At 46.5% G+C, this 23,344-nt stretch carries 30 protein-coding genes; 12 read left to right on the top strand and 18 right to left on the bottom strand.

What is annotated here, in order from left to right; translation table 11 throughout:
- The first annotated feature begins 4 nt into the window (after positions 1–4).
- Entirely contained in the window at positions 5–1,273 is a 1,269-nt protein-coding gene (locus AAAA73_RS07650; protein ID WP_340597612.1) for an amidohydrolase, read from the top strand.
- Here AAAA73_RS07650 and AAAA73_RS07645 read toward each other — a convergent pair.
- From AAAA73_RS07645 to AAAA73_RS07615, 7 genes are all read right to left on the bottom strand, one after another.
- Positions 1,270–2,142 carry a hypothetical protein gene (locus AAAA73_RS07645; protein WP_340597611.1) on the bottom strand — a complete coding sequence of 291 codons (873 nt, stop codon included), beginning with the start codon at positions 2,140–2,142 and terminating at the stop codon, positions 1,270–1,272. The genes AAAA73_RS07650 and AAAA73_RS07645 overlap by 4 nt on opposite strands.
- Positions 2,143–2,150: 8 nt before the next feature.
- Entirely contained in the window at positions 2,151–2,678 is a 528-nt protein-coding gene (locus AAAA73_RS07640; RefSeq protein WP_340597610.1) for a hypothetical protein, read from the bottom strand.
- A 114-nt stretch (positions 2,679–2,792) separates the two neighbouring features.
- Positions 2,793–3,506 carry a hypothetical protein gene (locus AAAA73_RS07635; RefSeq protein ID WP_340597609.1) on the bottom strand — a complete coding sequence of 238 codons (714 nt, stop codon included), beginning with the start codon at positions 3,504–3,506 and terminating at the stop codon, positions 2,793–2,795.
- Entirely contained in the window at positions 3,503–3,811 is a 309-nt protein-coding gene (locus AAAA73_RS07630; RefSeq protein WP_340597608.1) for a hypothetical protein, read from the bottom strand. The genes AAAA73_RS07635 and AAAA73_RS07630 overlap by 4 nt, the downstream gene beginning before the upstream one ends.
- Before the next feature lie 37 nt (positions 3,812–3,848).
- The gene (locus AAAA73_RS07625) at positions 3,849–4,121 is read right to left on the bottom strand and encodes a Flp family type IVb pilin (protein WP_340597607.1); all 273 of its coding nucleotides are present in this window, start codon (positions 4,119–4,121) and stop codon (positions 3,849–3,851) included.
- 142 nt (positions 4,122–4,263) lie between these two features.
- Positions 4,264–4,776: a hypothetical protein gene (locus AAAA73_RS07620; protein ID WP_340597606.1), complete on the bottom strand. Its 513-nt coding sequence runs from the start codon at positions 4,774–4,776 to the stop codon at positions 4,264–4,266.
- A 127-nt stretch (positions 4,777–4,903) separates the two neighbouring features.
- Positions 4,904–5,752, bottom strand: coding sequence for a hypothetical protein (locus tag AAAA73_RS07615; protein WP_340597605.1), 849 nt, complete (start codon positions 5,750–5,752; stop codon positions 4,904–4,906).
- 232 nt (positions 5,753–5,984) lie between these two features.
- Here AAAA73_RS07615 and pal point away from each other — a divergent pair, with 232 nt between their 5' ends.
- From pal to smpB, 6 genes are read left to right on the top strand one after another with little or no spacing between them, the layout of a single operon-like run.
- Positions 5,985–6,485 (top strand): peptidoglycan-associated lipoprotein Pal, encoded by a 501-nt coding sequence (gene pal, locus AAAA73_RS07610; protein WP_340597604.1) that lies wholly within the window; start codon positions 5,985–5,987, stop codon positions 6,483–6,485.
- 14 nt (positions 6,486–6,499) lie between these two features.
- Entirely contained in the window at positions 6,500–6,811 is a 312-nt protein-coding gene (locus AAAA73_RS07605) for a DUF4398 domain-containing protein (RefSeq protein WP_340597603.1), read from the top strand.
- Positions 6,808–7,503 carry a tetratricopeptide repeat protein gene (locus AAAA73_RS07600; protein ID WP_340597602.1) on the top strand — a complete coding sequence of 232 codons (696 nt, stop codon included), beginning with the start codon at positions 6,808–6,810 and terminating at the stop codon, positions 7,501–7,503. The genes AAAA73_RS07605 and AAAA73_RS07600 overlap by 4 nt, the downstream gene beginning before the upstream one ends.
- Before the next feature lie 9 nt (positions 7,504–7,512).
- A complete protein-coding gene (gene tsaD, locus AAAA73_RS07595) occupies positions 7,513–8,547 on the top strand; it encodes a tRNA (adenosine(37)-N6)-threonylcarbamoyltransferase complex transferase subunit TsaD (RefSeq protein WP_445292035.1) in 1,035 nt (344 codons plus the stop codon).
- A complete protein-coding gene (gene rsmA / locus AAAA73_RS07590; protein WP_340597600.1) occupies positions 8,544–9,368 on the top strand; it encodes a 16S rRNA (adenine(1518)-N(6)/adenine(1519)-N(6))-dimethyltransferase RsmA in 825 nt (274 codons plus the stop codon). Before tsaD ends, rsmA begins: the two co-directional genes overlap by 4 nt.
- 3 nt (positions 9,369–9,371) lie before the next feature.
- A complete protein-coding gene (gene smpB, locus AAAA73_RS07585) occupies positions 9,372–9,830 on the top strand; it encodes an SsrA-binding protein SmpB (protein WP_340597599.1) in 459 nt (152 codons plus the stop codon).
- A 7-nt stretch (positions 9,831–9,837) separates the two neighbouring features.
- Here the strand turns inward: smpB and AAAA73_RS07580 are convergent, their stop codons facing one another.
- The 4 genes from AAAA73_RS07580 to AAAA73_RS07565 form a co-directional block, all read right to left on the bottom strand.
- Positions 9,838–10,257, bottom strand: a complete 420-nt coding sequence (locus AAAA73_RS07580; RefSeq protein WP_340597598.1) for a hypothetical protein — start codon at positions 10,255–10,257, stop codon at positions 9,838–9,840.
- Positions 10,258–10,425: 168 nt separating this feature from the next.
- Positions 10,426–11,019, bottom strand: coding sequence for a hypothetical protein (locus AAAA73_RS07575; protein WP_340597597.1), 594 nt, complete (start codon positions 11,017–11,019; stop codon positions 10,426–10,428).
- Positions 11,009–12,304: an AAA family ATPase gene (locus tag AAAA73_RS07570; protein ID WP_340597596.1), complete on the bottom strand. Its 1,296-nt coding sequence runs from the start codon at positions 12,302–12,304 to the stop codon at positions 11,009–11,011. The genes AAAA73_RS07575 and AAAA73_RS07570 overlap by 11 nt, the downstream gene beginning before the upstream one ends.
- 98 nt (positions 12,305–12,402) lie before the next feature.
- Entirely contained in the window at positions 12,403–13,062 is a 660-nt protein-coding gene (locus AAAA73_RS07565) for a hypothetical protein (protein ID WP_340597595.1), read from the bottom strand.
- Positions 13,063–13,224: 162 nt separating this feature from the next.
- On the opposite strand from AAAA73_RS07565, the gene AAAA73_RS07560 reads away from it, so the two are divergent.
- The gene (locus AAAA73_RS07560) at positions 13,225–13,893 is read left to right on the top strand and encodes a hypothetical protein (RefSeq protein ID WP_340597594.1); all 669 of its coding nucleotides are present in this window, start codon (positions 13,225–13,227) and stop codon (positions 13,891–13,893) included.
- A gap of 3 nt (positions 13,894–13,896) precedes the next feature.
- Here AAAA73_RS07560 and AAAA73_RS07555 read toward each other — a convergent pair whose 3' ends face one another.
- The gene (locus AAAA73_RS07555) at positions 13,897–14,790 is read right to left on the bottom strand and encodes an SAM-dependent methyltransferase (RefSeq protein WP_340597593.1); all 894 of its coding nucleotides are present in this window, start codon (positions 14,788–14,790) and stop codon (positions 13,897–13,899) included.
- Positions 14,787–15,086 carry a hypothetical protein gene (locus AAAA73_RS07550; RefSeq protein WP_340597592.1) on the bottom strand — a complete coding sequence of 100 codons (300 nt, stop codon included), beginning with the start codon at positions 15,084–15,086 and terminating at the stop codon, positions 14,787–14,789. The genes AAAA73_RS07555 and AAAA73_RS07550 overlap by 4 nt, the downstream gene beginning before the upstream one ends.
- A gap of 156 nt (positions 15,087–15,242) precedes the next feature.
- Here AAAA73_RS07550 and AAAA73_RS07545 point away from each other — a divergent pair, with 156 nt between their 5' ends.
- A complete protein-coding gene (locus AAAA73_RS07545; protein ID WP_340597591.1) occupies positions 15,243–16,448 on the top strand; it encodes a hypothetical protein in 1,206 nt (401 codons plus the stop codon).
- Positions 16,449–16,479: 31 nt separating this feature from the next.
- On the opposite strand, the gene AAAA73_RS07540 is transcribed toward AAAA73_RS07545, so the two are convergent.
- Entirely contained in the window at positions 16,480–16,995 is a 516-nt protein-coding gene (locus AAAA73_RS07540; RefSeq protein ID WP_340597590.1) for a MarR family winged helix-turn-helix transcriptional regulator, read from the bottom strand.
- Between the two features lie 119 nt (positions 16,996–17,114).
- On the opposite strand from AAAA73_RS07540, the gene AAAA73_RS07535 reads away from it, so the two are divergent.
- Entirely contained in the window at positions 17,115–18,419 is a 1,305-nt protein-coding gene (locus tag AAAA73_RS07535) for a TolC family protein (protein ID WP_340597589.1), read from the top strand.
- Positions 18,420–18,474: 55 nt separating this feature from the next.
- On the opposite strand, the gene AAAA73_RS07530 is transcribed toward AAAA73_RS07535, so the two are convergent.
- From AAAA73_RS07530 to map, 3 genes are all read right to left on the bottom strand, one after another.
- Entirely contained in the window at positions 18,475–18,873 is a 399-nt protein-coding gene (locus tag AAAA73_RS07530; RefSeq protein WP_340597588.1) for a hypothetical protein, read from the bottom strand.
- Between the two features lie 78 nt (positions 18,874–18,951).
- Positions 18,952–19,152, bottom strand: coding sequence for a hypothetical protein (locus AAAA73_RS07525; RefSeq protein ID WP_340597587.1), 201 nt, complete (start codon positions 19,150–19,152; stop codon positions 18,952–18,954).
- A gap of 75 nt (positions 19,153–19,227) precedes the next feature.
- Positions 19,228–19,986, bottom strand: coding sequence for a type I methionyl aminopeptidase (map, locus tag AAAA73_RS07520; RefSeq protein ID WP_340597586.1), 759 nt, complete (start codon positions 19,984–19,986; stop codon positions 19,228–19,230).
- Between the two features lie 25 nt (positions 19,987–20,011).
- Between map and AAAA73_RS07515 the strand changes: the two genes are divergently transcribed.
- A complete protein-coding gene (locus AAAA73_RS07515) occupies positions 20,012–20,863 on the top strand; it encodes an NAD(P)H-hydrate dehydratase (RefSeq protein WP_340597585.1) in 852 nt (283 codons plus the stop codon).
- Here the strand turns inward: AAAA73_RS07515 and AAAA73_RS07510 are convergent.
- Complete coding sequence (locus AAAA73_RS07510) at positions 20,850–22,166, bottom strand: phosphodiesterase (RefSeq protein WP_340597584.1); 1,317 nt, start codon at positions 22,164–22,166, stop codon at positions 20,850–20,852. The two genes, AAAA73_RS07515 and AAAA73_RS07510, sit on opposite strands and share 14 nt — an antisense overlap.
- A gap of 167 nt (positions 22,167–22,333) precedes the next feature.
- Between AAAA73_RS07510 and AAAA73_RS07505 the strand changes: the two genes are divergently transcribed.
- Entirely contained in the window at positions 22,334–23,284 is a 951-nt protein-coding gene (locus tag AAAA73_RS07505; protein WP_340597583.1) for a hypothetical protein, read from the top strand.
- Positions 23,285–23,344 lie beyond the last annotated feature (60 nt).

The following is a 23,344-nucleotide window of genomic DNA, read 5'->3' as shown; positions in this document are numbered from 1 at the left end:
CCTTATGCTTTTAAAGATCCCACGTCTTTACGACAGTCATACTCACTTTCTGGCCACCGGCGAATTCGCCACGGGTTTGATGTTGTTTGATCTGCCAAGTCCCGAGGACATTCGTTACGTGAATTTGCAAAATAAGACCGCCTTCCGTGGTGGTTGGCTTGTAGGGTTTGGTTGGAACGAAAACAAGTGGGCAGATAAAAAACTTCCGACCAAGCAGCAACTGGATGAGGTTTTCCCAAACTATCCAGTTTATCTGTGCAGAGCCGACGGTCACACAGCGTGGGTGAACTCAGCAGCTTTAAAAGAGCTGGGGTTACAATCGGACTCGGGCCTTCTTTCTGAAGAAATTCACTTACAAAGTTTCGAACGAATCCCACCTTTTGAAAAGCAGCAGCAACGCCAACAGATTCTTGCCGCTTGCAAGATGTACAATCGTTCTGGATTTACTCATATCCGCGATATGTCCTGCACAGATGCTTTGTGGAATTTATTGGTCGAAATGGAAGAGGCCAATGAGCTGACTTTGGCGATTGAGGAAAACTACACGGTTCATAATTTGAAACAGCTGGATGCGGCGATTGCATCTGTGTTGATGGCGCGAAAAACGCCCAGCAAACTTCTAAGAGCCAAGGGAATAAAGTTTTTCTATGATGGATCCCTGGGATCTGAAACGGCTTTGTTGTCTCGCCCATATAATGGCGAGGGCGAAAACTATGGAAAAACTTTGTGGTCGCTCGAAGATGTCGAAGAGTTGTTGAAGCTGACTTGGTCTGCGGGCTTGGAAGTATCCGTTCATACGATCGGTGATGAAGCTGCCCACAGAATGGTGAAGCTGGCACGTCAGGTTTCTGCGCAAGGATTTGTGGGTCGCCTAAATCTGGAGCATGCCCAGGTTCTGCGCCCTGAAACCATTCAGATGATGAAGCCACTGCACGTGCGCTGCCATATGCAACCATGCCATTGGTTAAGTGATCGTCAGTGGTTGCAACAAAAATTGCGCGGCCTTTATTCTTACGCTTTCCCGTGGGAAGCACTTAAGAATGCGCAAATTCCGATTTCTTTCGGTTGTGACAGCCCAATTGAACCCACGTCCTTCTTTTCAAACAAGAAAGCCCTTGAGGAAAGCCCCAAAGATCGAATCAAACGATTCACTGGGGATTTAAGCGTTTATCATGGGCATCCTGATGCGACTTACACGGATTCTTGGACGATCATTGAAGACGATAAAATTAAAGAAGTCGTTTTCGACGGTAAAACTTTGGATCTGACTTAAGGTTTTGTGATTACCAAAGTTTTGTCTTTCAAAGCATAAGCGCCGGCACTGCCAATCAGTAAAATTCCGACGGGATAAACCCAGGATTTGTTGTTTTCAATCCAGTCGCCAAACCGGGATGAGTTCTTCGGTGAAGAAGCTGATTTAATACAATCATTGTCAAAATAGACTGATCCGGAATTCAAGATTTGAAAATCATCGATATTGGAGCTGAAGCCCCGGCAGCTTCCATTAACCAGCGTCTCGGCAGAGAAATGTTGCTGCATGAATTGGGCATAGGTTCCTTTGAACATCACCGTCTTGTGAGTATCTGAAATCAAAGCAAACTGATAAACAGCCTCGCTGGAAATATCCAGATGATTGATAGCGCTCAATGTAAATGCGGCTGATTCGATCATTACGACCGAGGCAAAGGACCACTGGCGTCCAATGGCCGGGAAGTCCACTTGAACTTTTCTGCATTTTTCCATTGGAATTCCCAGCAGACCACGGACCTTGCAATTCAAGGTTTTCAACTGCGCGTTGTTCTGCAAGTCGGGTCGTTCAAGAAGTCTGCTGGTCAAATCAAAGATGAAATTCGTAGAGGTCTCACTTAACGGGCCGCCATCTTCAATAGTTTTAAACTTTTCCGCAAGCACCTTTGCCGGAACTTCCATATTGTCACCGATGCGATAAAGATCCTCTTCCTGGCGAGGATTGCTTCTCAGTTTTTCTGATTGAAACTGGCTGTGGGGGATCGCAGCGGGATGACTCTTCAGGTATTTCATGAATTCGTCGGGGCTGCTGCCGGGGGCTTGAATTAACACGCCGCTGGCGAGGCAACTTGCAGAGTGGAATAGCCCCATAATCAGAAGTAAAAACTGTTTCATAATATTTCCTAGTTCGAGTATTCGATGCGCACGGAGCTTTTGTTTTCCCTGGCGAGATTTGCGCCGCGAGCTTCAGGATTTTGAACGACTGCAATGAAGGGTCCGTTTCGTTGCAGGATTTTTCCGCCGTCGGACTCCTTAACCAACACGGCAAACTGATCCGGATTCAGAGGAGCTCGTACCAACTTCACGCGCGAAGCTACCAGCAGACCGCCGATCTTTTTTTCTTCAGAGGCAAGGTACAAATCCACCACGCCTCCCATGTCGCCAATGATGGAGCTTAAAGCTTCGGAGTTGGCAAGTTCCAAGGGAATCAAGACGTGTCCACGGGGAATGAAGGTGTCGACCGATTGAGGCTTTGATTCAAGGACCGGAGCTTCAACGGGCTCGTCGCTTCGATTGAAAAAGGCCATTGCGCCTAGAATGACAAATCCCAGAAGCAGCAGCCTGTGATCAAACTTCAATGCAGTAAATTTATTAACGAACAACATCTTGAGAGAATTGAAATCCGTGATTTCGGTGTTTAATATTTTCATAACTTTTATATCCTTGGTGGTTTTTGCTGGTTCGGGATTTTGCTGTTGTTTGAAATTTGCTATAGCCAATGCAAAAGACCAAAAGAACAAAGAACATGAAAAGACAGGTCTCAATCAGAATCTGTCCCTGTGAATTTTTGGTATCCATGATTGTCCTTTGGCGGTCACTGTGACCGAGCAAGATTTTTTGAATTTAAAGCTCCCCGAGATGAAGCCTCGCAGATTCAGGGGCATGCTAAGGTCGTATTGCCAGCTTTGCACCAAGGCTTGGCGGGTTTCGATGTCGGGATCAGTTCGGTAAATCGGAGCGATGTCCGGCCCGTCCGGCGAGACGGACAGGCGGGGAGCTGCGCGGGGGTGGGACAGGAATTTGCTTGTAAAAATGCTGTCGTAGTCCCGAAGTTCCGTACCGACCTTTCGCAGTCGAGAGGAGGTGGACTGATTGGCGGATTGCAAAGCCAGATTTCCCTGAAGGATGATTTGCTTCTGGCGAATGCTTAAAACATGCTGAGCAGCTTGGATGATGCCAATCCTGACCAAGATGGCGGCTTGGACTGCCGGGTTCTTGGCCACCTTGAGGGCCCTTTCGGCTTGGCGCAAATCTCGAATAAGGTTTGCAGCCTTGGGATTTAGTTTCAGCAGGGCTTCGATTTGTTTACTGGCCTTCTCCTGTCCGGCAAGCCCGCCGCTGCGGCAGGTGTGTTTGAACTTTTGATCTATTTGCATAAATCCAATTGCTGCATAAGACATCAAGCTGAATCCCAGAATAACGGGAAGCAGGGGAACCATGATGGCCAAGGCAAAGCCATTTTGATTTTGGAATTTCATGGGGACCCCTTGATTGGAAAGCGCATGATTTTTTCGATTTTAATTTTGGTTTTCAGGTTGCTGGCGATTTCCACACGTCCTGTCAGAGTGTGGTTTTTTCCCCAGCCGGAACGACTCAGTCGCAATGATATGTTTTCATTTCGCAGAGTGATCTTCCTGATCTTTGGTGTGAAGTCCTGTTCGCAAGTGGACAGAGTGTCTGCATCCGTGCAGATCATCGCTTCATGCAGAATGTGATCGGCATAGAAGTAAACCAGCGCCCGATAGCTAGCAAAGAACAGCAAACCGATGAATGCCAGGGCCACGGGCAGAATTAAAACGGTTTCCAGTAGCCCTTGACCTCTATTGTCCCTTTTTTGAAGACTTGTCATTGACGGCGTCGTCGAAGAAGTTGCCGAAGTCGCGTTTTTTATAAACGCCCTCTGTGACTTCCTTGGCGGCGATTTTTCCGGAATCACCACCCAGGGCTTTGGCGACGTTAGCAAATTGAACATCGATGTTTGCACCGACAAGTTTGATAACAGCCATACTGCCGACGGCGACGATGGCAACGATGATCAGATATTCGATAAGGCCTTGGCCTTTTTTGTTTTTGATGAGTTGTTTTGCTTTCATGATAGAACCTCCGAGCTTGAGGTGCTTGCAATCAGCGGGGGAATTCAGGTCGTGAGATGCTTGGGGATGCTCCCGCCGGTCGGATAGGGCGGACATCTTTGGACATAAAAAAAAGGGAGCTTGTGGCTCCCTTTTTAGAAATCTATTTTGAACTTTCCTTGATGAACAAGGTCAGATAGTGGCGAACCATGTATTCCAACTTCACCGGTTGGTTTTGGTAAGTCCACACCAACTCGCCAAAGGCACCCCATTTAGCTTCAACAACGTGCTCGTCCATAACGTTTGTCGTTGTGGCCTGAGCATCGCCAGCACCTGGTGTTGGGATGTAGTTTGTACCGATAAAGTTAAAGCGCACGCTGATTTGTCCTGGGCCCTTCAATGAAAAGATCATTTTGAAGCCGTTACGGAACAACATAAAGTCGGCGTGAGTTTTTGCGATACCGTAGATTTTGATACGACCCAAAGCGGAAGGCTTTAGTTCGTTGAACGCTGAAGAAGAATCAACAAATTCTGTCTTCAAAGCCAGAAGGAATTGGATCGTTTCGCCGACCATGATTTTGTCAGCGTCGAAACCGAAGCTCATGTCCACAAGACCGGACTCTTCCATCTGCTGTTCAGCCTTCACAAGTTCTTTAATCCAGCTGATTTTCTCCATCGACTTCCCCCCATTACAATAAGCAGCCTCCTGGCCGCTAGTTGTCATTATTATCAATAATCTTGGGGGGCATCGCCCTTTGTCAAGACCGAGCGGATTGGCTCAGTGCGACGCAGAGCGAGGGGGCTTACTTAATTTGAAAAGTGCGAAGCGGAGGAGGGCTGTCGGTGTAACGAAGCAGCTCAACCGGTGGAATAGTGACGGACTCTTGGGTTTTGGTGATTTTGAATTGTCCTCGTTGAAGATGTTCTATTCGCAAGCCCTCAATGCCTTCAAGATATTGGGGCAGGTCCATCTGGGTTGGCCCTTTTTCAAATTGGTAGCCCCAAGGGAGAGCCAGGAGGTAAAGCTCACCATGAACATTCATCATATCAACAGTTTTTTGTAGAGCCCCGGAAAAGTCCGTTGTGTAGGACAGAACGCCGTACAAGTCCGTAACCACGTCCGCTTTTTTCCAGGAGGCCGTGGGCATCGCCTCATAGGCGCCCTCTTGGATACTTAATTTTCCATTAAAGGTGGAAGGCTTGAACCAGCGATCCAGCTTGAAAGCCACGGCGGTCATTTGAGGTCGGTCGCTTTTGTTTTTGAAGGACTTCAAAAATTGAATTTGCGCTGTCGCCTTGCCGGCACCCAAATCCACCCAGTGCTGGTTGGCAGTAAGTTTGGCGATGCTTACTTTGAAATCAGGATGTAACTCCAAAGAGTAGTCTTCAAGATTGCGGTTGGTGGCGAAGATGTTCTCCGCGACCCTCTTGGTGATCAGGGGAATTGAAGCTCGGGAAGGCGTGAACACCTCGGAACAAAGGGGCGCCGCCGCTTGGGCATTGCTTGAAAAACAGGCCATCGTCAGAAGGACCGCAACCAAAAGCTGTCTCATTGTGAGACTGCCTGTCAAAGGCCCACCGACGGCGCCCAATAAGGGCACCTCGGGAGCTTCCCAAAAGTGAATAATGCGCTTGCGGATGGCTTTCTTCATTCTGACTTATGAAAACTTCAAATACTGAGCCAAAGAGGCGGTATGATGACGAAGGTCCTGCTGCTTGGCATTATCTAGCAAATATTCTAAACGGAAGATTTCTGCATATTTTTGTCTCAGTCTTTAACTCCAAATCAACGCAACACACTCAAAGGAAGCAAAAGCTTTGACAATGAGCCGCTATAAATTAAAGTTTTTAATGTAAATTATATGAACTTCATAGGAGGACATCATGGTTCGTAAATTGGTATTCGGTCTTGTTGCATGTGCGATGGTAGTTGGTTGTAAAGGTAAACAATCTCAATCAGATGCAAACATTTCTACTTCCCCAACTGGTAACACTGCAATTGAGTCAACGCCAATGAGCTTTGATCCAGCAGGTTCTGACTCTGGTAAAATCGATGGACTAGTAACAGTTCATTTCGGTTACGATAAATCCAGCCTTGATGCGAACTCTAAAAAAGATATCGCAACAAACGTTGAGTGGATGAAAAAGAACGGTAACGTAAAAGTACAAATCGAAGGTCACTGTGACTCTCGTGGTACTATCGAATACAACGTTGCTTTGGGCGAGCGTCGTGCTAACGCAGTTAAAGCGTACATGGTTTCCATGGGTATCGCAGCTGACCGTTTGAGCACTATCTCTTACGGTAAAGAAAAACCAGTTGCTAACGGTGATTCTGAAGAAGCTTGGTCTAAAAACCGCCGCGCTAACTTCGTACCTGCTCAGTAGTAAGTAGGGTCGCAGTGACATTGGCCAGATTACTCATCGGAGTTTTATTTTTTTCGGTGATGGTTGGATGCCAGACGGTCCCTGCGCCCATCGAGGACTACTCACTTGCACGGGCTGCTATCGATGCAGCCCGTTCTGTTCAAGCCGCCCGTCATTCGCCAGGATATTGGCATCAGGCTGAAGAAGCCTATCGCAAAGGTCGCATTTATTATAACGACCGTGATTTCGCCCGAGCTAAAGAACAATTTGTCAGAGCCCGTTTCGCTGCCGAAAAAGCAGAGAACTCAGCTCGTTTGATACGTCAAAAGACCGGAGACATTCTATGAAGTTACTTGTTACCTTGGTTGCCATTTCACTTTTCATGACCGGCTGTCTGCAAACTCGTAATGATGTTCGCAACACCGAGCAACGCCAGGTTTACCAACAACAAGTAAATACCATGCAGCGTGCGAACGCTGATGCCAGTGAACGTGTGACTGATCTTCAGGAACAAATGCGTGCGCTGAATGGTCGTCTGGATGTGGTTGAAAACAGCCAGCAGACTGAAAATTTGGAAAAACAATTAAAAGCTGCTCAACAGCAGAACGAAGCATTGACCAAGAAAGTGGACATTTTGCAGGAAAGCCTGACTAAAATGGAAAACCAGATGTATCAGCAAGCGGCTGTTCTAAATGCAGTTCAGGCCAATCGCCAAGCAGCGGAAGCTGCTGAAAAAGCGGCTGCTGAGCGAGCTGCCGCTGATAAAGCCGTGGAAAAATCAAAACGTGGTTCCTATGAAACCGCTCAGGAACATTTCAATAAAAAGGACTGGAAACAGGCCATCTTGTCTTATCAAAAATACCGTGATGAATCTCCGAAGGGGACTCACTTTGCAGATGCGACCTATAAAATCGGTGTTTCCTTCCAGGAGCTGGGTATGAAAGAGGAAGCTAAAACCTTTTTTGATGAGGTTTTAAGCAAATTTCCGAAGTCAGATGAAGCCCGCCGTGCTAAGATCCGTTTGAAGGGTATGAAATAAGCCAAAGTGATTGAAAGAGTATTAGCGATAGAGACCAGTTGTGATGATACCTCAGTTGCGATCGTGGATCGCAGCGGCTGGGTGCATTCGGTGGTGTCCGCTTCTCAGGATCTGGAGCACGAAGCCTACGGTGGCGTGGTTCCGGAAATCGCAGCTCGCAATCATTCCATCGCCCTTATTCCTCTGATCGAGGAAGCCTTTAAAAAAGCCAATATGAACTGGTCCGATATTCACGGGATTGCCGTTACCAACCGTCCAGGTTTGGTGGGTGCTTTGATCGTGGGACTGGTTACGGCAAAATCACTTTCGCAAGCCAAACACATTCCCTTCTTAGGGGTGAATCATCTGGAAGGTCATTTACTGGCGCCATTTTTACGTGATGCTCAGTTTGCTCCGCCAGAGGATTTTGATTATCCGTATGTGGGTCTGGCAATCAGTGGTGGGCACACAAGCCTGTATCACATCACGGGATTGGGCGAGTATCGGGTTCTTGGGGCCACCAAGGACGATGCAGCTGGCGAATGCTTTGATAAGTTTGCAAAGATGGCGGGCCTTGGATTCCCAGGTGGCGTGAAGGTTGATCAAATGGCCAAGCAGGGAAATCCCCAGGCGTTTGAGTTTCCGCGCAGTATGATTCACGAAGACACTTTTGATATGAGTTTCTCGGGGCTTAAATCTTCGGGGCAAAGAATGATTCAGCAATTAGGACCTGAACAAGTGAAGGCGCAATTGCCGGATCTGTGCGCTTCGTTTCAAGAAGCGATTGTTGATGTGCTTATTGCTAAATTGGATCGGGCTGCAAAAATTTTCAAAGCCAAGCGCGTGATCTTAACGGGGGGAGTGAGTGCGAACTCGCGACTTCGTGCCCGCGCTGAAGAATGGGCTGCGAAACGTGGATTGCGTCTTGTGATTCCACCTTTACGTTATTGCACAGACAATGCTGCCATGATCGGATACGCAGGTGCCTTGCGCATGGCTCGCGGTGAAACTTCAGAAATCGATCTGGGTCCATCTCCTCACGCTCTTACATCGGATTTTAAATGAGTTATGCCCGCGAACGATTGAAAAAGGCCCAGGAACTACTGGGCATTGAAGCTAAGAAGGCTCTAGGGCAAAACTTTTTGGTGAATGACGTGGTCATCAATCGCATCATTGATCAGGTTAAAGCTTTCCAGCCAGAGCAAATGGTGGAAGTGGGGCCTGGTCCCGGGGCTTTGACAGATTTGCTTTTGGAATTGAATGTGCCGATGCAGGTGATCGAGCTGGATCGCGAGATTGCAGCTTACTGGCGTGGTAAAGGTTTGACCGTTCATGAAGAAGACGCGCTTCGTATGGATTGGTCACAATTCTTCAGTGATAAAAAATTGGTATTCGTCAGCAATCTTCCGTATCAGATTTCTTCCAGTATCGTGATTGAACGCTCGATGGAAAACCACGGCGTCGCGCACATGGTTTTGATGTTTCAAAAAGAAGTCGCGCAAAGAATCAAAGCACCGGCTCGGGATGAGCACTATGGTCTTTTGAGTGTGATCGCGCAGACTTTCTGGAACATTCACATCGTGTCTGAAGCGGGTCCCGGGGACTTTGCTCCGCCGCCAAAGGTGGCCAGCCGCGTTTTGGGTTTCACGCGCATTACAAGTGCAGTGAAAAACCACAAATCCTTCCTGACCTTCGTTAAAATGGCCTTTGCCCAACGGCGCAAGCTTTTGAAGAAAAATTTGGCTGGTATTTTGGGACAAAGAAATGTAACTCAAGAACAACTGATAGAGTGGATCAAGGAACTGGGGTTCCCGGAAACAGCCCGTGCCGAGGAATTAAGCCCCGCGCAGTTCGTAAAGCTGTATCACAAGTTTGGATTTGAGTAAGACATGAGCGGTAACATTCTGATCATTCAGGACAACAAAAAGGCGCGTTTCGATTACACGATTGTGGAAACTTTCGAAGCGGGTCTTATGTTGATGGGAAGCGAAGTCAAATCCCTGCGCAATAAAGACGTGCAGCTAAAGGATTCCTATATCACTTTCCGTGGCAGCGAGGCCTTCCTGCAGAATGCGCACATCGCTGAATACAAAGCTTCCAGCTACAACAATCACGTTCCTGAACGCCTAAGAAAACTTTTGATGAATCGCAAGGAGCTCGATGAAATCGCAGCCGCCTTGGCAGAAAAAGGTTATTCCTGCGTACCTTTGAAGATCTATTTCAAAAACGGTCGTGCAAAATTAGAGATCGCCTTGGTGAAGGGTAAAAAGACCCACGACAAGCGCGAATCCATCAAAAAACGCGATGTGGAAAGCCAACTTCGTCAGACCATGCGTCGCGAACGGTAGTTACTGGTTATTGAGGGCAGTTTGTTTTCTCAAGAATAAGATCCTTAAATTTCACTTCTCCCATACCACAGCCATCATCGTTGGATGATTGAATCTCTCCGGCCAGATATGTGGAATTTAGCTTCAAACGGGTTCCGGTTTTTACAAGAGTCAGAAACCCGCCGTCGCATTCGACGTAGTATTTGTCGGGTTCTCCGTCAGGAAATCGCAAGGCCATCGTCGAAAAGCGCAGATTCTTGGATTGCGCATTTAGCTTTATGTAGGCGGGTACCAGCACGCCATCTTGATCTGTTGCTTCATTTTCCCAAATTGCCTTGGCAGTACTGGCTGATTCTTTACTTTCTTTGCCTTCTGATTCTTTGATTGTGATGGCCTGTGGGTTACTTGCATTGTAGCAAGCTGGACGAGCCAGAATTGACTCAGACATGAAATTGAAAAAAATAAAAGTGGCCAATTTCCAAGAAGTTGCACGCATCCCCAGCCTCTATTCTCAATGAGTAAAGAAATCATGGAGTGGAAACCGGTGAAACGTAAGTAAATTTTTCTAGAAAATGATTAAATGCAATGAAGTAGTATGTCTCCTTCGGTTTGCCATCTAGTAAATTTTAATTTCATGCTTTTGCAATATTTGTAAGAACCTATGTAAGCTATGTGAGTATGTTGATCCAATCAATGGACGAACGTGTTTGAAAAGCTTCTTGCAGTTTCCAGCCTTATCGCTTCCGAATCTTTTTGAATGGGTTGTTTTCCAAATTGACTCGATTTGTCCAGCCCCATGAGTGCCTTCGTACTCTTTGGAATTCGGTGTCGGATTTAGCAAAGTTGGATTTTTAGAGCTGACATTCTCAATGTCAGCTAGGATCCAGTTTTCAAACATTTTATCGCTTACAACTAAGTCGAAGGTACCTTTAAAATTTTCTGCAATTAAGTTTCTAATTTCAGTTTCTAAAGTGAGAGCCGATGTAGTGCGGTCTTCTCTATCGACAATGATGATGTTTGACTGATGAAGCTTGCTGGAAAATCCCAAAATTTCGATGCACTCATTTGCTATTGCTTTTGCGGACACGTCCTTGCCGTTCCGATCTCGTTTAATTGGTGAAAAGTCATGGGCCGTACGATCAAGCTTTTCGAGGATTGCGCGTTCAGATTTTCCGTCGATCAGAAGAGCGACTTTCTTCTTAGAAGGCATCGAGTCCACCTTTAGCCCAAATTGTACCAAGAGACATTCCGGAGCTATCGATTGCCGAATCAATTTCTTTTAGTTTTTCAAATTGCGTGTAATAGGTTGAGCCATCCTCGTCCCGTCTACTTACGAGTATTTCGGAGGGGCGCATAAGATTTAAAATGGTTTCTGAGTGTGTAGTTAGTATAAATCTTTTGTTCGGTGATGATGTGTCACGCATAAGCTGTATTAGTCTTCTGATTGCTTTTGGATTCAAATAGTTCTCGAGCTCTTCAATGAAAAGTAGTGAGTATCCAGGCATTAGAATTGCTGTTGCAATAGCCAAGAACTTCATCGTTCCATCCGATAAATTCTCTGAGCTAAAGTGTTTTTGAGTGCCAACTTGGTGTTTTTCTGTAAACTCCAAATTAACTGTTGTTGTGTCAATAGCTTCGCTGGAGTTCACTTCCGCGAGAAATGGAAGAATGTCTTGATAAATGTCAGACAGCTGGGTCATTAATTCGGGGCCGTCGACTTCTTCGAATCTACCACGGAGCCTGAGAACTACTGAATCACTACTTTTGAGTCGATTAATGATAGCAGCGAATCCCTTTCCATCATAAGCTAGCTCATTTGATGACAGTAGATCAGCTGATTTGCGTAAGGCCTGTGGGTCGAAATTGTACCCAATGATGGAGGCAAGCTCTAACCAGACTTTTCTAATTGCTTTTCTAAGGGGATATGTTGAGTCGCGACGCAAAATATGACCAAATCTAGAAAGTAGTAGGCTGTTTGGTTCAATGCCTAGAAAAGGAAATTCGCCGTTTTCATCAAATACTTTTCTAACTAATCCACTAATCTTATTAGTCGACTGGTGTATGGTGTTTCTTTCGAAAATAACCACGCCTTCATTTGATGGAGCGTTTTTAAAAGTGAGTTTTTCCTTGCTAATTTTTAGATTTTTTTGAGATTCGTCATACATCAACTCAAAAAAGTAGACTGCTTCGGTGAATGGATGTGATGGAGTACGTTCATCGGCCAGGTTCTCATCTGGATCACGTGAAATTGAAATTTGAAACGAACATTTTTGTGCACGTCGTTCTCTAACTGAGAAGACTTTGTCAAGCCCCCCTGCGCGCTGAATTGCCCTGACGGGTGATTCTGACAAACAACTAGCAATAAATTTCAATGCAAGAATTAAGTTCGTCTTCCCCGTGCCATTGGAACCAATAACTGTAGTTAGATTATTCTTAAGTATAACTTTATCGCTGGTAATCGATCTAAAGTTTACGATTTTCAGTTCGTTTATCATAAACACTCCGCAGTTTTATTGATACTACGGATTAATATGGTTGAGAGCAATTATTGAATTAGCCCATCTTTCATATTTAAGGCGGAAAGAGGCAAGAACTAGCCGACTCGTCTTCTGTGTTCTGACGTGCGCAGTTCGGTCACATTGTCGTTAGAAATGAATTCTTCCTGGATACCCAAGCGTGCGCGTTTTTCTGCCAACAGATGCTTCCAAGCGGCATAGGCTTCACGGTTTTGGGGGTCGATGGACAGTTTTTCCAGAAGTTTTAGTTCTGTTTCGGTGTTCGCTTTTAAAGCGCGATAGAAATAGTCATAGGTCATCGACAGATCACGGAAGTCGTCCTCTTCAGGGATCACGTAATCTTCGATATGCCATTGACCCAGCATCAATTGATGCATGTGATTTTCCATCTTAATAAGAGGAGAAAGCAGATTCTTGGTCATACGGATACTCAGGAACAGGGTGACGCCAGTGATAGCGACCATGCTGGCCCCAAGAAATACGCGCAACCAGACCATCTCACGTTCCAAATGCTCGACCAGTCTAGGTTGAGTATCGTACGCCAGGGTCTTAAATAATTCATAGTTCTGAGAAATGAAATAATAGGCCGGGATGAAGAATAGAAGCGCGCCACCGGCAAATGCCGTGATCATGTACCAGGAATACTTGTACTGAAACGCTTTATTTAGGATGAACCTTTTGCGACCGTTCCCGTGGGGCACTCGTTGAGGTTCAATAACTCTTCTTCCGTATAGCATAGTCACCTTATCGGTGGGTTGAGTTTTCTTTCGAGTCCAATTATTCTCAAAAAAAGACAAAACGCACTAAAGGGGACTTCTATGAGACTATCACGATCAAGGATGAATGGGCTGTCTGGTTTTTCTAGGACATTGGTCCTGTCCTTCGCATTAGGGCTGTCGATGAGTCCGGCAATTGCCCAGAGTAAATCGACTTCAGTAGTGGACGACAAATACTCGCTGAAAGCAGATCGTGATGCGATGGAAAAGCTGCGCGAGAACATTCCGGCAGAAAAGAAGTCAGAGAACGATGAAAAAGCCTTCATGGATCAGATGATGTCGGATTTGAGCAAATCCCCCTCTGAGGTTCGCAATCGCTTTAGTTCCATCGTCAATAAAAAGCGCAATGACTTTAGCAAGGACATGACAAAGATTCGCGCGGATTTTACCAAGAAGCAGAACGATGAGCGCAATGAGTTCAGCAAGTCCCAGAAGGATCGTCGCGAGGAGTTCGCAAAAAGAAAAGGCCTGACTCCGACTGAACGCACGGAGTTTTATGTAAAAATGGAAGATGAACGTAAGCAGTTCTATGCCGCACAAAAGGAAAAGCGCGATGCTTTCGAGGATGAGACCAGAACCAAGCGCAAAGACTTTGATGATTACATGCGCGCCAAGAACGACGAGTTCAATCAGCTTCATCGTCAGTATACTCAGCGCTTTCAGGATCAAAAGAAAGAACAGGAAAACCTGAAAAAGAAGGCGGCTGAAACCAAGAAGAACCTTGAAAAGGCCACCGATCAGGAATTTCAATATATCAAGGAAAAGCCAGTCACACCGTTGGGGACTGAATAGGAGCTACGCTTTGCGAATCCAAACCGTCACTTCGTGCTTATTGTGATGCAGGTGAATCACATGGGCATTTTCCAATGCCTGAAACTTTTTAAGTGATTCAAAGTCAGTGCCGCCCTGAAACTTGATCGTGCAGACGAAGTTTTCACACAGGCCTGACTTCTGCCACTCCAGAACCAGTTCCAGAAGTTTCGCAGGATAACAGATGATATCTGAAAAGAACCAGTCAATGGCGCCGATATCTGCGGGCTTTACATTGAATGCATTGGTTTTCATAAATTGAATGCGCGGCAGACGCGCAATTTTTTCGTCCAAGGGCGCGCGATCAATGCTAATCACATCACAACCCATTTGTTGCAACACCCACGTCCATCCTCCGGGGCAGCTGCCAAAGTCGACAACTCGCTGACCTTTTTTGGGGCGAACGCCATAAACGGTGAATAGCTCCCACAGCTTTAAATAAGCGCGGGAAGGCGGGGTGAGTTTGTCTTCGTTAAATGCCACCGCTCCCAAAGGAAATAGGGAGTTGGTTTCATTGGAAATCAACAGAGTGTTTTTATCAATCAGGGTCCATGCCCCCAAAGGATCCGTTGGGAGATCACTAAGGAAATTCATCACCCGCGGGCGCAGTTTCGGAAGCTGATCCTGAATAAGTTGAGCGCGGCGATGATTGTCGAAGGAATAAAGCGCCCACAAAAGGCCACGGCTTTTAAGCTCTTTGACGGCCTGGGAGATCGATTCAAAAGAAACGATTTCCACGTTGGTCCAAATATTTTGGGCCCACACAGATGTCTGAATGGGCCCATTGGTTAGAACCAGGTTGCCATAAACTGCAGTGATACCTTTAAGCTCGGCCTGCAGTTCAGGCAGAAATTTTTCCGGGGCAAGATAAGCGATCATGCCGCCTTAGTTGCCACAGCTGGAGCCAGAAGTCCACGACTGTCCCACACCGCGATCGCTTCATTCCAGAATTTCTCTTTAATTTTCACGTCTGCAGGCCCCATCTTGATTTTAGGGAAGTCCTGCTTTTCAAAATGCTCTACAAATTTGGCTTCATCGCCGGCGCGAACAATTTTCATCATCAAATTGAAGTGAGTTTCGGTGAAGGCTTTGCCATCAACGAACATTTTTCTGAGACCCGCTTCAGGTGTATGTGCCAAGAAGTTATAAAGACCGGGTACATCGTATTGACTCATTCTGATACTCCCTTTTTATTTGGTTATTACTCATATCGGATTTTGGCGGGTGAGCTTGAGCCAAATGTTCTGACTTACGTCCAGTAGAGGTCTAGTTCAGGTCCAGTCTCGTCTGGGGAGCCTTAAGTCTTAGGACCTAACTCCGATCTAGGAGGCATGACACACACAAATACGACTAAAATCTTGATGGCAGCTTTGGTAACTCTTCTAATGGGCAATACGGCGAACGCGATGGCGAAACAGCCGGTGGATTCAGGCGACGACAACTCGACCTCGACTCCATCGACGCCTTCGACTCCTTCCACGCCGACCACCCCAGAACCTCCGGCAACGACCGGTTCAGTTCTTCCGGCAGATTTCGACATCTTTACTGAGGTGGCGGGTCCAGTGGGGAAATTGGTGGATAGTTTCTATACTTCATATAGAGAGCTGATTCCTGAACGCGATCAGACTCAGTCCTATAAAACAGATAACGTGGATGTGAATCTGGATACTCGCTATCGCTTCGCGGATCGCATTGCTTATGCGGTGGAGTTGAAAATGTATCCGTCCAAGGCGGGCCTTGGTTATGTGGGTTCCTCTTATGGGATGAGCACGAATGAAAACACTTATCTGGAAACCAGTTTGATCTCCCATCCTTTATGTACAGTGAGTTCGTCGTCTTTGACGAAAACCCTGGCAAGCGGGAAGGTTCCGTCATCTACGGTGATCACGAAACTGAATACATTTAACAATAGAATGAATGAGTACCGTCGAGGTGCTATGAATGGTGACCGCGAAAGTGCCGTGAAGGCGACCAAGCTTTGGTCGAAGCTTATGATGTGTATGTCGTACACCGAGTCTTTAACTTCAGCGGACACTTCCAAATCCGGCAACGTTGCCAGCAAAAACGCACCATCAGGATATCGTCGTCCGGCAGGGGTGTTGTTTTACGAAGACCCTTATCAGGATGAGGCTTCCAAGTTGAATATCGGTCTGTTTCAATTCACACCGACGGCAAGCGGTAACGTACAAGCTTGTATTCGCGAGTGGAATAAACTTTATCCAAACAATCAAATCAGCAAAACTGCCTCTAAAGCCGAGATGATCCGTGTTCTGGGTAGCGCAATGCAGACTTTCAATGCCTTCTGCGGGGTTGCTAAAGTAACAGGTATGTTTGCAGTGCAGGTGAATACTTCCAAATCCGGAAATACTCATCCATCGAATTTACAATCAAGTGGCTCTTTGAAGCTTCCAAAAGATCGTTGTGTCAGCCCGCATTTCGCAGCAGGCAAATCATACAATCACTTCGGTCCGCTGCAAAATTCCACGGGATCGAATCTGAACGAAGTTTATAGTTGTGCACTAAAAGGTGATTACTAAATAAAAAAAGCCCGGTGAACCCGGGTTTTTTTTATTTCATATTCAAAAGGTTTGTATTTTCCGACATGCGAATCAGAAGTCCATTTAACAGTTTTTGGTCTTCTTCGTTGAATTGACCAAAGAAATTTCCGATGTTCGTGAACCAAAGAGGAGAAACCTCCTCGATCAACGCATAACCTTTGTCAGTTAACTGAATAACAAAGGAACGACCGTCTTTTTCATGAGTTGTACGTTTAACCAATTCAGCTTTTTCCAAGCTGTTGATCAATCCCGAGATAGTGGCTTGCGTGACACCCACTTTTTGCGCAATTTCTGAAGGCATCAAACCACCTGGAGCTTTGCGAAGCATGATCAAAAGAGTGAAGCGACCGGGCGATAGATTCCATTTCGCGAAAAAGTTATCGAATTTGGATTCCAAATCAGTGGATATTTTTCTGAACAACAAGTGTGTGTATAACGCATTCGGATCAACATTAGGGCAAAGCTCGGCGGCATTTTGCTGCAATTCTTCTTGTGTCGGAAGTGTTTGGAGAAATAGTTTTGCCATAGGGCCTCCATTCAAGGAAAATTCAGATTATCAAAGACCCTTTGGGCACTGTTGACATTTGTTAGTAGCCTAATCATTTTAATTAGGTGGCTAATAAAGATCAAGAAATATGGTGAAATATGAAAATTTTAAACATCGCCATCGCTCTAACAACCATGCTTGGTATCTCTGTATTCGCGAATACAGAAGGGCAGAGCCTGACTCTTGCGGAGTCCTTAAATATTGCGAATAGCACCTCGCCACAAGTGAAGATCGCCGAGGCTGCGAAAGACGAGGCCAGTTGGAAGAAAACCGAGGCTTACTCCTTATTCCTGCCACGTGTGACTCTTGGGGGAAGTCATCTCTTCGATGAGAAGTTCATGCTGCAAAGAGTGACCTTGGGTGGGCCTCCGACAACCATCGAAATGATTCAACCCTATACGATATGGTCAGCCCGGGCCGAGTGGATGTTCTTTGATGGTCTTGCGAATTGGGATCGTTTTCGCTCCATGAGCCATGGTACCGACGCCGCTGACAAGGAAGCTGATTGGGCGCGATTCCAATTAAGTCAGGATACGAAGTTGAAATTTTATAAGGCGATCGCAGCCGTTGAACTTGAGAAGGTGTCTTTTCAGAATGTCAGAACATTGGAGGACCACTTATCACGGGCCCGTGCATTTCAAAAAAGCGGCACCGGCACCAAGTTTGATGTCCTGCGAGTGGAAGTTCAGCTGGGGGAAGCCCTCTCTGAAACTTTAAATGCCCAGGACAACACTGTTTTGTCCCGTCAGAATCTACTGGTGGGATTGGGAGTGGAGGACACGGGGCAATCTCTGCAAGGGGATCTGCCGGTTCCTGATGCGCAAAGAGTGGCGAATTTGCAGAAACCGCAAAAAATTGAGCGACTGGATTATCAAGCGATTCAAGATCGCGAACTTGCAGCTCACAAAGCGTGGCTGGCGGCTTATAAGCACTGGATACCAAAATTCTCCCTGTTTGGTCAGGCAGACTACTATAACAACATCAGCAAAGGATTGCGTGATCAGGACTTTAATAACGCTTATTCCTGGGGTGTGAATATGACGTGGTCTATTTTCGATGGCTTTGCCTCTTCATCCCAATCCGCGCAGGCAGACGCCCGACAAGTGCAAGCCCAGCAAAGAACGTTGCAGGCAAAGCTTAAGACCGGATTTGATTTTGATTTTTGGAAGCGTCGATATTTATATTCGGCCGCTTTGTATAAAGCGAAAACGATCGACGTCGAGAAAGCCAAAGAGAGTGTTCGCCTGGCGACTCAGTCGTTCAAAGCTGGAACGCGAACAAGTTCAGAGAGATTGGATGCGGAACTTGATTTATTCAGGGCCCGTGCTGGATTGGTCAATGCGCAAGTGAATGCGGCCGAAGCTCAGGTGAATTTGGAGCTGTCTGTTGGGAAAGAACTCTGAAAATAAAAAAAGGGAAGCATCAGCTTCCCTTTTTTAGTTGGTATTCGGTTCCAATCTATTCGATTGTCATTACTTTCACAGTCAAGCGACCGTGAGCTGTCAAACCTTCCAAAAGGCAAGCTCTTGCAGTTTCAAAATCCACCGCTACTTTTTCCGGACCAAAACCAATCATCATATTGCCATTGCCGATTTCAGAGCGAACTTTGCAATGTTCTGTTGAGTATGAAATTGGAGAAGCTTTACCCACCGGCATTTCCATTGATGCTTTTGTGTACTTGATCACGCAATAGAATGAATTTTGCTTTTTGTCTGTTTTGTCGATGACGTTTTTAACGCAAAGATCGTATGGATTTGGAATCTCTCTTTCAACCAGGATAACGTTACCCAATTTTTGATCAGCAGCTTGAGCAGAGAACGCAACCAATGTTGCAAGAAGAGCGATAAATAGTTTCACGAAGGCCTCCCATGGCTTAAATCTATGCCACCTAGGCTTTCACTTTTTATTTAAAGATTATAGCGATAAGGCGCTGTGCTATTTCATTTTTTCCTGAATTCCGCTGCGAGCCCAGGACAGGGCCTGATAACCAACCCAAGCAATTAAAATTATCGAGGAGACAAGGACTTCCTGAGGGAGAGTAACATGGCTGGTGGCTGCAGCATCTGCAACGGTCAGCATTCCAATCCAGACGATATGAAAGATGATTAATACCGTGAACAACACCCAACGTTTCATCTTGCCCCCTTGCTCCTGAAAACAGGCTAGCGAGCTAAAGACAGTCCCAGCAAGGCATTGGGGTTAGTATTGTGATTAAACAGGGTCTGGAATTGTTAAAATCAGAGCGCGGTCCTTAAGAACCACCATTGTATGTTCGAACTGTGCAGTGCGATGTTCAGGCGCAGTCACCAAAGTCCATTTGTCGCCTTCCACCTCGTCGACGAAGTGGGCTCCTGTGGAAAGGAATGGCTCGATAGTGATCACGTGGCCTTCTTTTAAGCGGCGGTCGTCATTGCCATCATAGTAGCTGGGAATAAATTTTGGATTTTCATGCAGTGATTTGCCGACACCATGACTTCCCAGGTTCTCGATAATGGAGTACCCGTATTCGTCTGCAATTTGCTCCACCCGGCGGCCGATTTCATTCAGCTTGATGCCAGCTTTAATGCCAGCAATGGCATTTTCCAAAGCCAGTTTGGTCGCTTTTAAAAGACGCTCATCCTGAGGGCGTCCCGGTGGAACCGTAAAGGAGCTACCATTGTCAGCAAAGTATCCGTTTAGTTCCGCAGAGACGTCGATATTGATCAGGTCACCGGCTTGAATGATTTTGTCTGACGGCACTCCGTGTGCCGCTTCATGGTTAAGGCTGATGCAGTTGTAGCCGGGAAAATTGTAAACCAGCATGGGGCCGGAGCGTGCGCCATGCTTTTCCAGGAATTTGCCCCCGATGTTGTCCAACTCTTTGGTTGTCATACCGGGTTCCATTTTCTTGGACATATATTGCAGGCAATTGGCAACGATCTTGCCAATCTTTTTAAGCCCTTCCAAATCTGCTTCAGTCTTTACGATCATAGATGGCAGTTATACACTGATTCTTATGAAAACCTCCACAAGTTCCGTCAGAATTTTGCGAAAACAGGAAGCCGCGAATCTTTTACCTCCTGTTTCCGTTTCAGATAATAAGAGCAGTCGGGGAAAGAGTCTGATCCTGGCGGGCAGCTCCGATTATCCGGGGGCGGGTGTGCTGGCGGCAAAGGCGGCCCTGCGAATGGGAAGCGGTTATGCAATTGTGGGTCAACGCAATATTGATCTGTCAGCTTGGGACCATCCCGATGTTATTCCGCGGGATCTTGCCACAATTCCTTGGCAGGATATTGAATTCGACGCCGTTTTACTTGGGCCCGGATTCGGCGTGAATGACTTCACCTCCGAAATTATCCACGGACTTATCTCCAAAGAGAAAAAGGTTATTTTGGATGCCGATGCATTGACCGTCGTGGCCCAGGAGAAAATATTTCCGCTACCTCCGGAGTGGATAGCGACCCCTCATGCAGGGGAGCTTTCGCGTCTTTTGGATTGGAGCAGCGACAAGATCAATAAAAATCGAGTGGCCGCAGTAATCACCGCGCAAAAGAAATTGGGATGTGTTGTTTTACTTAAAGGTCATCGCACTTTGGTCGCTTCGGCCAACAGCTTATCGACAATTGCCACGGGAAACTCTGCCTTGGCTAAATCTGGAACCGGGGATGTTTTGGCGGGAGTGATGGTGGCCTTGCTTGCACAGAAAATGAACCCCGCCGAGGCGGCATTGCTTGCAGCTTACATTCATGGTGCCACCGCCAACATGTGGGTGCAGAAGGGAAAAGATCCTCTTTCCATGATGGCATCCGATGTGATTGATCTTATTCCTAAAGTTCTTTTTCATCTTAGAAAAATCAGGAACGTTTGATCGTTGCCTGGTGAGTGAATTCGATTCTGTTTCGTGCATTGATGGCCATGGCGTTGACTTTCAATGCGCCCTTGCTTGCTTGGCTGTCGATGATTACAAAGTTGTGGTGCCAGGCAAATCTTTCGCGTCGGGGATTTTTTAAAATCAGCTTCACCGGAAAATTAATCGAGTGGATGGCGCTGGAAGTGTACTCGTAGGTTCGGTAGCCCAGATATTTCGGATCCACACTGGTCACTTCACTGAAATGAACATCGCCCGATCCGAAAGCCACAGGAGCGTCACATTTGCGCAGTTTTGCCAACAGATCCACAAAGTTTTTGCCGTAATCTTTGGCGAAGGATTCCTGTTTATGGTAGCCGGTGAAAAACTGACTGCCGTTGAAAATCCAGGTGGGTTTGGAGTTGTCGCAGATATTCTCCAGGAACTGCTCCTGCTGTTCGCTTCCCCACATCATGCCGCCGCATTGGGCCTCGTCACGATAATACCGGTCATCCATGAAAAAGAATTTGTGACCGAAGGCTGTCAGCTGTGATCCGACCCCCATGGTGCGTTTAAATCCATCCGTACTGCGGCTGCCAAAAAATAGATCAAAGGTGCGCTTGGAGCTGACTTTGTATTTGAAAGTTTTGTACATGTTGTTGCGCCCATAATCATGGTCATCCCAAACAGCCAAAGTGGGAATCAAAGAGGGCTGACGGAAATGGCGCAGCCGCGAGCGTGTTTCGCAAAAACGAATCCAAATATTGTCTTCCGTGGTGGGACATCCAAAATCCGCGTAAACGGCATCGCCGACTAAAAAAATGAAGTCAGGTTTTTGCGCGAAAAGATTGTCCCACATGACCCGGGCATGGGTTTTAAAAAAATCACTGGCACAACTGACCAAAGCAAATCGCAGGTTGGATCGGGAAGAGAGCTTAAGGCTTTTAAACTTCCTCTCATCCAAAACATTCCCCCGATTCTTGTCAATCACCTGCAGATAGTAGGAGAGCTTTGGATCCATGCCGGTGATGTGAAGTTTATCGATACCCTGGTGATAGCATTTGCGGATTTCATGATCCCAGATTTGCACAGCGACCGGACGCCCCTGGGAGTCGAAAACCCGGTAGGCATAGGGATTGTAACCGTCCGTCAAAACGGTGATTTGTGTAGAGTGGGAGTTTGTCATGTGCTGACAGATTGGAATATTCCCGGAGAATCCACTTGCCGCCTCGGCAATCCCGGAAAAAAGGGGGGAACTGAGCGCAGAGTAGCCTATAATCGAACTGGCCGATAATTGAAGGAAACCTCTTCGAGAGGTTTTCATGAATGCCCCTTTTGTTTGGTTCTATTAGGTTCACAGAGTTGCCTCGTTTGGGGCAATGGGGGTCGATAAAAAGCAGGTACTTTTTTTAAAGAATGCTCTCTTAACCAAAACCCAACTATCTTTTTGGGGTCTCCCACTGTACAAGCATGCCCATCAGGGGAGATTTCATGAGCAAATTGATTTTGGTTTCAGCCGTTTTGGGGTTTTCAATCAGTGCTTTTGCACAAACTTCTAAAATTATCATGCCTGAGTCCACTTCAGGATCAGCCCCAGCAGAGCAAAGCTCCGTACTAAAACAAGAAAGCGTCATCAATAAGAAATTCGCCGAAGACAAAGACATCACGGATGCGCGTATGAAGGCGGAGTCAGGATCTCTTTCCCGCTACTCTCTAAAAGCCAGCCTTAGCTACTCGGGGCCTCCAGTGGGTGATCTATCCAACCCCAATCAACCTAATCCCGATGGCAGTATTTGTGCCTGCGAAACGTCTCTGGGTGGTTCCCTGAGTGCTCGTTATCGCTTTGATTCAAAAACGGCTTTGTCGGTCGGTACCGGGGCGAGTGCTTTAACGCCGTTCCAGGGTGTGAAACGTTATGATGTTAGAAATCCCTATTTGGGCGTCGACCGCAGTTCTCGCGTTGGAGAACTCCAAATGCGAAATGGCGTTAAGGGGACTTACGTAACGAATCAAACATTCCGTGAAATCGGGGAATACGCAGCTTTTGGCTATGACTCTTCTTTGATTTATAACTTTGGGACTACGGGTTTTGCGGCAGGGGTTGATGCCTCTTTTGACTATTACTTCTTTGATCGCGGTCCGAATGTTAAAAACAAATATGAAATGAAGACCGGCCGTTACTCTGTGGCCTTCTTCCCGCAGGTGAAATACAACTTCTCAGATAAGTTCAGCATGTACTCGTCCGTGGCTGTGGGCTTCAATAATCCACGCGGGACTGAAGATGCATTTACTTTGTGGAACCGTACTTTGAGTTCCCGATTGGGTTTGGGATATGCAATTCGCCGGGACATTTTCTTTGCGCCGTTTTTAAATTTCTATCCAGACACTCTGACGGCAGATTCAACGACGGTGAATTTCGCAACGACGTTCTCAATCCTTTAGAATCCAAGAACGCACATATCTAAAAAAACAAAAAACCAGAACGTAGAGATCGTTCTGGTT

The organism is Bdellovibrio sp. GT3, from assembly GCF_037996765.1.
In the GTDB taxonomy this organism is placed as follows: Bacteria; Bdellovibrionota; Bdellovibrionia; order Bdellovibrionales; family Bdellovibrionaceae; genus Bdellovibrio.
This window is presented reverse-complemented; position numbering and strand designations above follow the sequence as displayed.